The organism is Tenacibaculum sp. MEBiC06402, from assembly GCF_049239625.1.
GTDB lineage: Bacteria > Bacteroidota > Bacteroidia > Flavobacteriales > Flavobacteriaceae > Polaribacter.
Window position 1 is genome coordinate 177,796 of record NZ_JBMKKT010000084.1, and the last position, 14,364, is coordinate 192,159.

The 14,364-nt window shown below is 31.7% G+C and carries 12 protein-coding genes; 5 read left to right on the top strand and 7 right to left on the bottom strand.

Annotated features, from left to right (window positions below; translation table 11 throughout):
* Positions 1-21: 21 nt before the first annotated feature.
* From ACOSP6_RS03665 to ACOSP6_RS03690, 6 genes are all read right to left on the bottom strand, one after another.
* Positions 22-3,228, bottom strand: a complete 3,207-nt coding sequence (locus tag ACOSP6_RS03665) for a VPS10 domain-containing protein (protein ID WP_422093027.1) — start codon at positions 3,226-3,228, stop codon at positions 22-24.
* An 84-nt stretch (positions 3,229-3,312) separates the two neighbouring features.
* Positions 3,313-3,480 carry an Arc family DNA binding domain-containing protein gene (locus ACOSP6_RS03670; RefSeq protein ID WP_348724320.1) on the bottom strand — a complete coding sequence of 56 codons (168 nt, stop codon included), beginning with the start codon at positions 3,478-3,480 and terminating at the stop codon, positions 3,313-3,315.
* A 74-nt stretch (positions 3,481-3,554) separates the two neighbouring features.
* Complete coding sequence (locus ACOSP6_RS03675) at positions 3,555-4,055, bottom strand: hypothetical protein (protein ID WP_422093028.1); 501 nt, start codon at positions 4,053-4,055, stop codon at positions 3,555-3,557.
* Positions 4,056-4,069: 14 nt separating this feature from the next.
* Positions 4,070-4,228, bottom strand: a complete 159-nt coding sequence (locus ACOSP6_RS03680) for a DUF4177 domain-containing protein (protein ID WP_422093029.1) — start codon at positions 4,226-4,228, stop codon at positions 4,070-4,072.
* Between the two features lie 2 nt (positions 4,229-4,230).
* The gene (locus ACOSP6_RS03685) at positions 4,231-4,698 is read right to left on the bottom strand and encodes a hypothetical protein (protein ID WP_422093030.1); all 468 of its coding nucleotides are present in this window, start codon (positions 4,696-4,698) and stop codon (positions 4,231-4,233) included.
* Between the two features lie 12 nt (positions 4,699-4,710).
* The gene (locus ACOSP6_RS03690; protein WP_422093031.1) at positions 4,711-5,571 is read right to left on the bottom strand and encodes an SPFH domain-containing protein; all 861 of its coding nucleotides are present in this window, start codon (positions 5,569-5,571) and stop codon (positions 4,711-4,713) included.
* A 116-nt stretch (positions 5,572-5,687) separates the two neighbouring features.
* Between ACOSP6_RS03690 and ACOSP6_RS03695 the strand changes: the two genes are divergently transcribed.
* The 3 genes from ACOSP6_RS03695 to ACOSP6_RS03705 all read left to right on the top strand — a co-directional run bounded on the left by ACOSP6_RS03695 (position 5,688) and on the right by ACOSP6_RS03705 (position 7,758).
* Positions 5,688-6,470, top strand: a complete 783-nt coding sequence (locus ACOSP6_RS03695) for a S1/P1 nuclease (RefSeq protein ID WP_422093032.1) — start codon at positions 5,688-5,690, stop codon at positions 6,468-6,470.
* 107 nt (positions 6,471-6,577) lie between these two features.
* On the top strand, positions 6,578-7,138 hold the full coding sequence (locus tag ACOSP6_RS03700; RefSeq protein WP_422093033.1) for a TlpA disulfide reductase family protein: 561 nt from the start codon (positions 6,578-6,580) through the stop codon (positions 7,136-7,138).
* A gap of 5 nt (positions 7,139-7,143) precedes the next feature.
* A complete protein-coding gene (locus ACOSP6_RS03705; RefSeq protein WP_422093034.1) occupies positions 7,144-7,758 on the top strand; it encodes a thioredoxin family protein in 615 nt (204 codons plus the stop codon).
* 53 nt (positions 7,759-7,811) lie between these two features.
* Here the strand turns inward: ACOSP6_RS03705 and tsaD are convergent, their stop codons facing one another.
* The gene (tsaD, locus tag ACOSP6_RS03710; protein ID WP_422093035.1) at positions 7,812-8,840 is read right to left on the bottom strand and encodes a tRNA (adenosine(37)-N6)-threonylcarbamoyltransferase complex transferase subunit TsaD; all 1,029 of its coding nucleotides are present in this window, start codon (positions 8,838-8,840) and stop codon (positions 7,812-7,814) included.
* Positions 8,841-9,027: 187 nt separating this feature from the next.
* Between tsaD and ACOSP6_RS03715 the strand changes: the two genes are divergently transcribed.
* On the top strand, positions 9,028-13,443 hold the full coding sequence (locus ACOSP6_RS03715) for a translocation/assembly module TamB domain-containing protein (RefSeq protein ID WP_422093036.1): 4,416 nt from the start codon (positions 9,028-9,030) through the stop codon (positions 13,441-13,443).
* Positions 13,427-14,350, top strand: a complete 924-nt coding sequence (locus tag ACOSP6_RS03720) for a DUF368 domain-containing protein (protein WP_422093037.1) — start codon at positions 13,427-13,429, stop codon at positions 14,348-14,350. The genes ACOSP6_RS03715 and ACOSP6_RS03720 overlap by 17 nt, the downstream gene beginning before the upstream one ends.
* Positions 14,351-14,364 lie beyond the last annotated feature (14 nt).

Sequence of the window (14,364 nt, forward strand, 5' to 3'; positions counted from 1 at the left end):
ATTTTCTATGTTTTATATGTATTAGTTTAAGCTAAAAATCTTGGTTTCCTTGAACGGGGAAATTACAATTTTTTCAACTTCTGCTTTATATGCCGGCCAATCTTTATTGAAAAATGCATTGGTTTGTCCTAATGCATCTTTTAAAGACGTTTTAAATTGATTGACTAGTCGGGTCTCTGTTGGAGTTTGATTTCCAAATCGACTATTGATATACCAACTAGCAGTTCCTAATCTCGAGCTAACATTTGGATCAGGACTTCTAACAATTCCTTGACGTTTATCTACTTTTCCTAAGTAAACTGTTAGTATGGTGTCTATCTTTTTAATGATGTCTTTAGAAGATTTAATTTGATCTTTATACTTTTCCTTATCCTTAGTTGATAATTCTTTTTTATAACCTTCTGCAATATTCTTGCTTTCAACTAATTGTTTTACAGCGTTAGCCATAACTTCTTGATGTTTTTCAAGTTCTTTAGAAGTATTATATTTTTGATCAATTGCTTCTTTGGAAATAGTAAGTCTAGGATCATATTCAACGGTAATATTTTGTTCTGAGACTTGATCTCCAAAACTTGCCTTAATTCTATAAGTTCCTGGTTTAACTGTTACTCCAGAAGGTTCAAACTTTGATTTTCTGATACTTCTTGAAGCTCTTGCTACTCCTTTTTCTCGCATTCTCCATGTAATAGAGTGAATTCCATTTTCTTTCGGAGCTTTTCTTTTTAAAGTTCGAATTAAACGAGCTCCATCATAAATTTCTAATTTAATTGAATCCCACTTAATTTTATTCTCTTCTTTTTTATCGGCTTTTTCAGAAGATTTTTCTTCTTTGTTTGTAGACTTCTTTTCTGGCTTATTAATGTAGTATTTAATTAAAGCACCGCCAGGTCTGTTTTCACCATTAAATAAAGCATCAGCTCCAAATCTGCTACCAGTTGGTTGTTGATAACTAGCTTGGTATGCGGTTGGAGGAGCGAATAATTCAAAGTTTTTAGATAAAACGTTTTGATTAGCGGCAATTGCTCGTAATGGACGAATATCATCTAAAACCCAAGCGGCTCTACCAAAAGTACCAATAACTAAATCGTGTTCTCTAGGTTGTATTACCAAATCCTTTACAGATACCGTTGGGAAACCTTGTGTCCATTTAGTCCACTTTTTACCAGCGTTAAACGAAATGTATAATCCGTCATCAGTTCCTAAGAATAATAAATTAGGCTCTATCGGATCTTCAACAATACTTAAAGTGTAACTTTTAACATCATTTTCATCTACGATACGTTCCCAAGTTTTTCCGTAATCTTTTGTGCGGTAAGCGTAAGGAGTGTAGTTAAAACGACGATAATCGTTAGCAATTAATAGAGCTTCTCCTTTATTTTTATTAGAAGCTTTTACTTGAACAATCCAACTATTTACAGGTAAACCTTTTATGTTTTTCGAAACATTAGTCCAATTTGCACCACCATTTTTAGTTACATGAACCTGTCCATCATCCGTTGCCGCCCACAACATATCTTTTTCAACAGGCGATGGTTCAATAACTAAAACAGTACAGTGGTTTTCTGCACCAGTTGCATCCATGGTTAAACCACCACTTTCGTGCTGTTTTTGTTTTGATTTATCGTTGGTAGTTAAATCAGGAGAGATAACTTCCCAAGTTAATCCTTTATCAGTTGATTTATGTACGAATTGACTACCGAAGTAGATTGTAGCATTATCGAATGGATCAATATTAATCGCAGAGTTCCAGTTAAAACGTAATTTTACGTTGGCGTCTGGATGGGTTGGACGAACTGTGTAATTATTTCCGGTTTTATAATCATAGCGAGAAACAAAACCTTGCTGACTCATAGACCATCCGTAGCGAGAATCATCTTTGTCTGGAACAACATCAAATCCATCTCCAAAACTAATTTCTTGCCAATAAGAGTTACGAATTCCTTGTGCTTTCCATACATAAGCAGGACCTCTCCAAGAACCGTTATCTTGCATTCCTCCGTAAACATTATATGGATATTCATTATCTACATTTATATGGTAAAATTGAGCAACAGGTAAATTCCCAATAAAGCGCCAAGTTTTACCACCATCTTTAGTAATGTTTAGTCCACCATCATTCCCGTCAATCATGAATTTGCCATTTTCTGGATGAATCCACCAAGCATGATGATCTGGGTGAACACCATTATTTGCTCCATAGGCAGGCATAAGCATTTTAAAACTTTTTCCTCCATCATGAGAAACATTTACGTAGGTGTAAATACTGTAAACTCGATTTTCGTTTTGCGGGTCTGTATATATTTCAGAATAATAAAAAGGACGATTTCCAATTCCGTTAGTTCCTGATTTATTGTTAACCATTTTCCATTTGAATCCACCATCATCACTTCTATATAAAGCATTTTTTTTCGCTTCAACTAAAGCGTAAACAACATCAGGATTACTTCTAGAAATTGACACTCCAATTCTACCTAAATCCCCTTTAGGGAAGCCATCTTTATCAGATACTTTTTTCCAATTATCTCCACCATCATGAGTAATGTATAATCCGCTTCCTTTACCACCAGATTTAAAAAACCAAGGATCACGTTTGTGTTCCCACATCGCTGCAATTAATTTATTAGGATTTGATGGATCTATAACTAAATCAGCGGTTCCAGTTTTATTATTATTGAATAAAATTTGTTTCCAAGTTTTTCCTCCATCAGTAGTTTTATAAACACCTCTTTCTGGATGTTCACCCCAAGGAGAACCAATGGCCGCAACATAAACAATATCAGGATTATCTGGATGAATAATAACGCGATGAATATGGCGAGTTTTTTCTAGTCCCATAGATTTCCAAGTTTTACCGGCATCTAAAGATTTATAAACTCCGTAACCACCATTTAAGCTGTTACGTGGATTTCCTTCTCCGGTTCCAACCCAAATAACACTTGGATTTGATTGTTGGATTGCAACAGCTCCAATAGATGCTGTTACTTCTTTATCGAAAATAGGATCCCATTTAATTCCGCCTGAAGTAGATTTCCATAAACCTCCAGAGGCAGTTCCAACATACATTATATCTGGGTTTTTTAGCACAACATCGATTGCGGTAACTCTTCCGCTCATTCCACCTGGACCAATATTTCTTGGTTTCATGTTTTTAACCATGTCCATAGAAAACTCTTGTCCAAATACAATTGATGTTACTAGTAAAAGTAGTAGTGAGATAGATTTTTTCATGAAATATGAATTAGTTGATTTAAGAAAACTTAAAAATACATCTAATTCATTATAGGAATTCTTAAAAAAGTGTTAACGGATGTTTTATTCCTCGTTTTTCTTTTTCGGTTCACGCTTAGCTTCTTTTAACGTTTGCATTAGCATCCATTCAATCTGACCATTGGTAGATCGAAATTCGTCAGAAGCCCATTTTTCAATTGCTTTGAGCATGTCTTCATTAATACGTAATGCAAATGCTTTTTTCTTAGCCATAATATGATTTCCAAATAATTTAAATTAATGTAATCACCCAATGAGTGATATATAAAAAAAGATATAGTAGTAGTTTAATCATTGTTTTCTTTGTTAAAGTAATGGTTAATACATTGGTGTACCTTTGTAATTTGTTGTGTTCCTATTAGTATTTTTTTTCCTTCCTTAGTTATTATTTGGAGACCTTCATCTCCAGATATGTTGAATGCAACTCCGTTTTCTTTTTTCCAAAATATTCCTCCTTTACATCCCCAACCTCCATATTCACTAATAGCGTCGTATTTTCTAGTGTAAACATCTTGCATTTCTGTCCATCTGATTAGTTTGTAAGAAAAATGTATTGGTGAAAATTTATAATGAACTCCTTTTTGATCGATTCTTGTTGAAAGCTTGAAAACAAATATGAAAAGGAAGCTAATTAGAATTAGAGAAGAGGCAAAAATAACTTGTCTTAAAGACATTTCGTTATTCGTGTAGGCTCTTATAAAAAGTACTAACGGAACTATTGAGCTCATAATAAGAACTACAATAATCCATGCTTGTGTAAATCGCTGTTCTTCTTTAAATACTCGCATTTTGTATCTTCTAATTATCTGTTTTTATCTCTTTCAAAAACGATGTTTGTCCAACTTTCACCGATATGCTTTAAGATCCAACCTTCTCGTGCATATTGATTTAGGAGTTCTTCTAATTTACTGTACCTGTTTTTAAAACCTAGTTTAGGCATAATTACTTTATATTCTTTCATAGTTAACTGTTTTTGATTACAATTCTTGAATTTCTCTTCATTAAATCTTCAATAAAAGGTTCAACTTGATTTTCTAATGTTCTAAACACAATAGTTTTTTCTCTTTTATTAGATGTTACAATGTTCAATTCAGTTTCATTTTTGTTTTGTTCTATTTCGATAGATTCTATCATGTTAATTTTTATGGTATTTAACCAGTTGTATCTAAGTAAATAGTAGAAAACTAATGCAACAATGAATATTACAACGACTAGCCTTAATCCAAAACCAACATAATCCATGGTTGTTTCAAAATCATTTTTAAAAACACTTTTTTGAATTTTGTAAATTATAAGTATTGAAATTACTAAAAGCCAACCTTTTTCCTTGATTTCCTTTACTAACCCACCATCTTTATAAATTTGGAGAGATTCACTATTAACAACAGCTTTTCCATCTACTAAAATGTAACTGAATTGATATTTACTCATTATAACTATTCATTAATGATTTAAAGTTCCTGTGTTTAAAACTGGAGAAGCATCTTTATCTCCACATAAAATCACCATTAAGTTGCTTACCATAGCAGCTTTCCTTTCTTCATCTAACTCTACGATTTCTTTTTTGTTTAATTCTTCTAAAGCCATCTCAACCATACTTACGGCTCCTTCAACGATTTTGTGTCTAGCAGCTACAATAGCTGTTGCCTGTTGCCTTTTAAGCATTGCATTAGCAATTTCTTGTGCGTACGCTAAATACCCAATTCTAGCTTCTAAAACTTCTATTCCGGCAATTGCTAGTCTTTCCTCTAACTCCTTTTCTAAGGTTTCGCTTACCTCATTCACACTAGAACGTAAAGTAATATCTTCTTCATGGCCTTCATCAGCAAAATTATCATAAGGGTACATACTTGCTAGTTTTCTTACCGCAGCATCCGTTTGAACACGGACAAAATTTTCGTAATTATCCACATCAAAGGCTGCTTTGTATGTATTTGTTACTCTCCAAACAAGAATCGTACTAATCATAACTGGATTACCAAGTTTGTCATTTACTTTTAATCGTTCACTATCAAAATTACTAGCTCTTAAAGAGATTTTTCTTTTAGTATAAAATGGGTTTGCCCAATACAATCCGTTTTGTTTTATAGTTCCGATATACTTTCCGAATAATAACACAACCTTCGAAGTGTTAGGGTTAACAAGGATGAATCCAAAAGATAAAACTAAAGCTATAAAGGTTATAATTAAGAATATTGGATTTTCATATTTAATAGATGCTGTAATGCTTCCAAAAAATAGGACGAAGAAAATGGTTAGCATTAAATATCCATTTGCTGGTTTGATGATTTTTTCTGATTCCATAAACTAAAATTTTAATATGATATTATTTTGATATCACAAATATATTATATTTTTTTTAAATTTTCCAAATTTCTGAGGTAAATAATTATTACTTTAGCAACGAAAACGGATAAAAAATGAGAATAAAAATCTTTGCTATCGTAGCATTAATAATGGCTTCACAATCAATTTATTCAATAACTGATACGTGGGGTCCAACGGGACATAGAGCAACGGGTAAAATTGCAGAAAAGCATCTGTCGAGAAGGGCGAAAAAGAAAATAGATGAATTATTACAGGGTGAAAGTTTAGCTTTTATTTCTACTTATGCTGATGAGATTAAATCGGATAGAAATTTTAGAAAATATTATAGTTGGCATTATGTAAATATGCCTTTAGATAGCGATTATGAAAGTTCAGAAAAGAATCCTAAAGGTGATTTAGTAACTGGAGTAAATTATTGTATTAAGGTATTGAAGGATGAAAAATCGAGTATTGAGGATAAGAGATTTCATTTGAAAATGTTAGTTCATTTAATAGGAGATTTACATCAGCCTTTACATATTGGAAGAAAAGAAGATAAAGGAGGTAATACCATTCAGGTTCAATGGCACGGAAAGGGTTCGAACTTGCACAGAGTTTGGGATGAAGATATGCTAAGAAAATGGGGTATGAGTTATATAGAATTAGCAGATAATGCTAAGGATTTATCGAAAAATCAGATTAAAGCGATTCAGAATGGTTCATTGTTAGATTGGGTTAAAGAGTCTCATGAACTTACAAAAATGGTGTATGCTTCTGCTGAAAATGGTGAAAAATTAAGATATAGATATTCGTATGTTCATTTTCCGATTGTGAGAGAGCAATTACAAAAAGGAGGTTTACGATTGGCTAAATTACTTAATGAAATTTTTGATTAATTATATTAGAAAGAATAAAAGCGAAAAGTCTCTAATTTTAGAGGCTTTTTTAGTTAAAAAAAGTTAATATTTCTCATTCGATAATTACATTCATTAATTTTAACAAGATGAAAATAAAGACAATTATATTATTTTTTCTCACATTAGGTTTAATCTACTCATGTAAAGAAAACACTAAAAAAGAAATCGAATTAGATTCTAAAAAGAAAGAAGTTGTTCTAACGACGAAAGCAGTCAAGAAGACATATGAAGACTTGAAGGTGTTAAATTTTGATGAGTTAAAACCTTATTTAGAAAAAAAAGATGATAAGATCCATGTCGTAAATTTTTGGGCAACTTGGTGCAAACCATGTGTTGAGGAATTACCAGCCGTTGAAAGAATTTATCGTGAAAGAGCATCTAATAACGTTGAAGTATTATTGGTTAGTTTAGATTTTCCAAATGAAATAGAAAGCCAATTGATTCCGTTTATTAAGAACAATGGTTTAGAGCCAGAAGTAGTGGTGTTAGATGATCCGAATCAGAATAAGTGGATTAATGGAGTTGATAAAAGTTGGTCCGGCGCGATTCCAGCAACGATTATTTATTCTAAAAATAAAAGATCCTTTTTTGAAAAATCATTTTCATATGATGAACTAAATACTGAATTACAAAAATTTATAAACTAATATATATGAAAGCTTTAAAATCAATATTGGTATTGGCAATAGTTGCTGTAACGGTTGCTTTTACAACAAAATCAAAAGGAGGATATGCAATAGGAGACACAGTTGATAACTTCACTTTAAAGAATATAGATGGTAAAATGGTATCTCTTAATGATTATAAAAGTGATAAAGGTGTAATCCTGGTATTTACATGTAATCATTGCCCATACTCTAAAATGTATGAGGATAGAATTATAGCTTTAGATAAAAAATATAAGTCAAAAGGATATCCAGTTGTGGCGATTAATCCTAACGACCCAGCCGTTTCTGCGGGAGATGATTTTGATTCTATGAAAGAAAGAGCTAAATCGAAAGGATTTACTTTTCCTTATCTTTTTGATGATGGACAAAAAGTATTCCCTAAGTTCGGAGCAACGCGTACGCCACATGTATTCATCTTAAAAAATGAGAAAAAGAATTTTGTGTTATCTTATATCGGAGCGATTGATGATAATGCAAGAGATGCAGCTAGTGTAAATGAGTTATACGTAGAAAATGCAGTAGATGATTTATTAGCTGGTAAATCACCGAGAAAAACAGAAACAAAAGCTATCGGTTGCTCAATCAAAGTGGCGAAATAACAATTATAATTTAGAGAAACAAAAAAGAGCGAATTGTATAATTCGCTCTTTTTTTATTCTGTTACTTTTAATCTAGCTTTTGCTGCTACAGAAATATCAGCATAATCATTATTAAGATATTTTAAATATCCTGCTATTGCAATCATTGCAGCATTATCAGTTGTGTATTGAAATTTAGGAATGTAAGTATTCCATCCCCAATGTTTATCTGCTTCATTCAGGCGTTTTCTTATCTCGGAATTAGCAGATACACCACCAGCAATTGCTATATCTTTAATACCAGTTTGCTTTACGGCATTTTTTATTTTCTTCATTAGTATTTCAACAATTGTATGTTGAATAGAAGCACAGATATCATAAAGGTTTTCCTCAATAAAGTTAGGATTCTCTTTCACATTTTTTTGTATAAAGTATAATATCTGTGTTTTTAGTCCGCTAAAACTAAACTCTAAATCGCCAACTTTAGGTTGTGTAAATTGGAAAGCTTTTGGATTTCCCTGTTGTGCGTATTTATCTACCAATGGACCACCAGGATAAGGAAGTCCTAATATTTTAGCAGATTTGTCGTAAGCTTCACCAACTGCATCATCAATGGTTTCTCCTAATATTTCCATTTCAAAATGATTTGTAATTTTAACTATTTGTGTATGTCCACCACTAATAGTTAAACAGATAAAAGGAAAAGGAGGGATTTTACAGTCGTCTTCTTTAATAAAATGAGCTAATATATGTGCTTGCATGTGGTTTACATCAATCAAAGGAATGTTTAATCCTAATGCCAAAGATTTAGCAAAAGAGGTTCCCACTAATAAAGATCCCATTAAACCCGGACCACGAGTGAATGCAATTGCACTTAATTGTTCTTTGGTGATTCCTGCACGTTCAATAGCTTGTTGTACAACCGGAACAATATTTTGCTGATGTGCTCGAGAGGCTAACTCTGGAACAACTCCACCATATTTAGAATGTACATCTTGATTAGCAATAACATTACTAAGAACTTCATTGTTTCGCAAAACTGCAGCACTAGTGTCGTCACACGAACTTTCAATACCTAAAATATAGACCTCTTTTTTTTCCAATTATTTAAGTTTTTGAAATGCAAAAATATCCATAATACGTTAGATATTCGTTAAAATTGCAGTTTCTTTGTACTAAGGCAAAATTTTTGTAGTTTTTTATAGTCTAATTTTTGTACTAAAAGTCATTAAAAAAGTAGGTAAAATAATATTTCGTTTCCTAAGAGTCATCTTGATTCTCGTCCTACTTTTGGTACTTGTTTTATCTACTCCTTTTGTTCAGAGTAAACTAGCAGAGGTAGTTACTAATAGAATTAATGATGATTTTGACACCAATATAGTCGTAAAAAAAATAGATTTATCATTACTTGGAAATGTAAATCTAAAGGAAATAGAAATAAGAGATCATCATAACGATACACTCATATTCGTTAAAAGCTTAAGAACTTCACTTAAAAATGTAAAACAAGTTTTAAATAACGAAGTAAATCTTGGCGATATTACACTTAGTGGTGTAGATTTCCATATGAAGCAGTACAAAGGAGAAAAAGATGATAATTTAGCTGTTTTTATTGAAGCTTTTGATGATGGTTCAGACGAGAAAAGTGAGCATCCATTTGTGCTGAAAACAAAAAATATATATGTAGATGATTTGACTTTCAAACTTTATGATTTTGAAAAAAGTGAACCATTACAGTACGCTGCCTATAACGCCGGAGGTAATATTCAAGATTTTTCTGTTGTTGGTCCTGATGTTAATGCCAACATTCGTGGTTTGTATTTAAAGGATAACAGAGATGTTTATATCACGAATTTAACAACGAACTTTACGTACACTAAAACCCAAATGAAGTTTAAAGACTTATCATTAATAACCGATAATGAAACAAATATTATCGGAGAATTAGTGTTCGATTATAAACGTGAGGATTTTGCTTACTTTTCTGATAGGGTTCGTTTAAAAGCAAACTTCCAAAAAAGTAAGATATCGATAAAGGATCTTCATAAGTTTTACAATGAAATTCAAGGAAATGACATGTTATTTCTTAGAGGGAATTTTAATGGAACTCTAAATAATTTTAGTACCCCTAATTTGAATATGTACTCTAAAAATGGATTGGTAATTCGTGGAGATATGGGGTTTGTAAACGCTTTTAATAGTAAAAGAGGGTTTATCTATGATGCAGATTTGTCCAAAGTAGCTTCAAATTACAATCAATTAAAAAGTTTATTACCCAATGTTCTAGGAAAAACGTTACCAACAAGTTTTAAACGATTGGGAAAATTTTCACTTTCAGGTTTAATAAAATTAACACCTGAATTAATGGAGGCGACTGTCTCGATGACCTCAGATGCAGGAAGTACCATCTCGGACTTACAACTAACTAATATAGACGATATAGATTACGCAACTTATAACGGAGAAATTGAGTTTATAGATTTAGATTTGGCCAAAATAGCAGATGATGAGGATTTAGGTAAGATATCTTTAAAAGCTGATGTTCGAGGAACTGGTTTTAAAATTGATAATATAAATTCTGTAATTATAGGGAATGTTTCTAAAGTTGATTTTAGAGGTTACACTTATAAAAATTTGAATGTAAACGGTCAGTTTCAAAAGAAAAAGTTTGATGGTTATTTAAAGTCTAATGATGAAAATTTTAAACTAGAATTTAAGGGGTTAGCCGACTTTTCAGAGGAAATCAATAAGTTTGATTTTACCGCTGATATTGATAAATTAGATTTGAGAGAAACAAATCTTTTTAAGAGAGATAGCATTTCAGAAATTGCAGGAAAAGTGCGATTAGACATTGTTGGAAATACGCTAGATAACATTATTGGAAAAGCTGACTTTAATGATTTGACATATAAAAATGAGTATAAAACATTTTTGTTTAAAGATTTTCAAATCAATTCTTCTTTAAAAGACAGTATTAAAACCATTGAGGTTAATTCTAAAGATATTGTTCAGGGTAAATTAGAAGGGAAGTTCGTATTTAAAGATTTATTACCGGTTTTTAGAAATGCTTTAGGAAGTGTTTATACCAATTATACGCCAATACCGGTGGACCCGAATCAATTTATAAAATTCGATTTTAAAATTTACAATCAAATTGTGAGCGTTTTTCTTCCGGAAATTACAATTGATAAGGATACGCGTATTAGAGGTAAAGTTGATTCGAATGATAATGAGGTGAAGTTGACCTTTAGTTCACCTAATGTAAAAGCGTATGAAAATATAATAGATGAGATTGTTTTAAGAATAGATAATAAAAACAAATTATATAACACTCATTTAACTGCGAATGAAATACGAACCAAACATTACGATTTAGGAGAGTTGAATTTAATCAATAGAACAGTAAATGATACCTTGTTTTTTAAATCAACATTTAAAGGAGGAAAGAAACTTACTGAAAACTTTAATTTAGATTTCTTCTATACCATTAACAAAGATCACAAATCCGTTGTAGGAATTCAAAAATCAAGTTTTAATCATAATAATTACGATTGGCAAATTAATCCTAAAAATGACAGGAATAATAAGTTAACTTTCGATTTAACCAAGAATGATTTTGTTTTCAGTCCATTTCAACTGGTTTCAAACGAACAAAAAATTGAGTTTGAAGGAAGTTTACTAGGTGAGCATCAGAAAGATTTAAAGGCTAATTTTACCAATGTAGAATTACTAGGTGTTCTACCAGAAATGGAAGATTTAACATTATCTGGATTACTTAACGGTAAAGTTTCCTTAAAGGAAGAAGAAGGTCTTGTGGCTCCAATTGCAAACATTACTGTTCAAGATGTTATAGTAAATGATTTCTCTCAGGGTACTTTAAAGGTAAATGTTGAAGGAGAAAACTCATTAAATAAGTATAAAGTAGACATTTCATTACGAGATTATAAATTTGATAACGTAAAAATTGTAGGAGGGTTAGATTTTTCTCAGAAAGATCCTCAAGTTGATTTAAATATTAACTTTAAAGAATACGAATTAAATGGATATAGTGAGTTTGGTGGAGATGTAATTTCTAATATCCGTGGTAGAGTATCTGGTGATTTTATCGCAAAAGGTTCTGCAGTTAATCCCGTCTTCAAAGGAGATATTTCTCTTGCTGATGCCGGTTTGACTTTTCCTTATTTAAATATTGACTTTGACTTTATAAACAATACAACAATACAGCTTTTTAATCAGTCATTCATTATAAATGATATGATTTTAGAGGATACAAAATACGATACAAAAGGTTCTTTGTCAGGAAGTATTACCCATCAAGATTTTGAAAAATGGTATATGAAGCTTGATATTGATTCTCCAAATTTATTGGTTTTAGACACAAAGGAAGCGGAGGAAGTGCCGTATTACGGAAAAGGCTTAATAAGAGGGAATGCGCAAATCAGAGGATTAACCAGTAATCTTAGTATTAATGTGAACGCAAGAACCCAACCAGGTACACTATTTGTAATTCCTTTAAATGATGTTTCAACAGTTAATAATTATAAGTTGATTCGTTTCAAAACAGATGAAAAAGAAGGTAGTTTCGAAGCTTTAAATATTGACAAGGTAAAAGGGTTAAACCTGAATTTTAATTTGGCAGTAACCAAAGATGCCGTCGCGCAAGTTGTAATCGATAAGGTTTCTGGTAGTGATTTAAAAGGTAGTGGAAATGGGAATTTAAATATAGAAATTGACACTAGAGGGAAGTTTATTATGGATGGTGGAATCACCATAGAAAAAGGAGTTTATAATTTCAAATACGGAGGAATTATTAGTAAACCTTTTACAGTACAACGAGGAGGTACTATTTCTTGGACAGGTGATCCGCTAAATGCTCAGCTTGATTTAACAGCAATCTATCAAACAAAAGCAAATCCTGCTCAATTATTAGATAATATTAATTCAACTAGAAAAATTCCAATAGACTTATACACTAAAATTACTGGTGGATTATTCGATTCTAAACAAGAGTTTGATATTAAAATTCCTAACGCAAATTCAACAGTAGCTTCAGAATTAGAATTTAAATTGAATGAAAACGACTTAAACACTAAGATGCAACATTTTACTTTTTTAATGGCTTTTGGAACTTTTTACGATGAAGAAGCTATTGGAAATAGTGCATCTCAAGGTTTAACCGGAACAGCAGCGCAAGTAGCAACGAGCATTCTATCTAGTGTAATTAATAAAGAAGATGGTAAGTTTCAGGTTGGTTTAGGATATGTTCAGGGAGATAGAACTAATGTAGATCAGCTTCAAAATGCAATCGACGATCAAGTTGATGTATCAGTTTCCACACAAATTTCTGATAGAGTTCTAGTGAATGGTAGAGTAGGGGTTCCTGTAGGAGGAAATACGCAAACAAGTGTTGTAGGAGAGGTGAAAGTAGAGGTTTTATTAAACGAGGAAGGAACGTTAAGAGGAACGTTTTTTAACAAACCTAACGATGTCCAGTTTGATATTGATAATGAAGGTTACACACAAGGATTAGGTCTTTCTTATCAGGTTAATTTTAATAACATTTCTGAACTAGGAGAAAAACTAGGTTTTAAAAAGAAAAAGAAGAAAGTAGAGAAAAAAGATAGTATTATTGTAAAGAAAAGAAAGCTTATCAGCTTTAAAACCAAACCAGATTCTACAAAAACTAAAAATGAACAGAAAAATTAAAGATTACCTCTTAATCTCTTTAAAAGGTGTTGCTATGGGAGCGGCAGATGTTGTACCAGGAGTTTCAGGAGGAACCATAGCATTTATTTCAGGAATTTACGAGGAGTTACTTCAATCAATTAGTAATATTAACTTAGATCTTTTTAAAACGTTAAAGTCTGACGGGTTTAAAGCAGCTTGGAAACAACTCAATGGTAATTTTCTATTGGCATTATTTTTAGGAATAATTGTAAGTGTTTTATCATTAGTAAATGCAATTACTTGGATGTTAAAGAACCATCCGATTTTATTATGGTCTTTTTTCTTTGGATTGGTATTAGCTAGTATTATTTATGTAGCTAAGCAAATTGAAAAGTGGAACATTCTTTCGGTTTTATTGTTAATCGGTACAACGATTTTAGCTTATGTTATCACAACACTACCGCCGTTAGTTTCAGAAGACTCTTCCATGCCATTTATATTTTTAGCTGGGGCTATTGCAATTTGTGCTATGATTTTACCAGGTATTTCAGGTTCTTTTATTTTAGTTTTACTGGGAGCTTATAAACCAATTTTAAATGCAGCTACGAATAAGGATATTCCGATAATAGTAGTATTTATGTTAGGTGCAGTAACAGGATTACTGTCTTTTTCAAGAGTGTTAAAATGGTTGTTTGCAAACTATAAGAATCTAACATTAGCAGCGCTAACTGGTTTTATAATTGGTTCATTGAATAAAATTTGGCCTTGGAAGAAAGTGTTAACTTATAGAACGAATTCGCATGGTGAAAAAGTGCCATTCAATGAAGAATCTATTTTACCGTCTTCTTTTGACGGTGATCCTCAAATTATGTATGCATTCCTACTCGCGCTAGTTGGATTTGGAGTAATATTATTGTTAGAAAAACTAGCTCAAAAAAGTATATAGTTTATCATTAACTC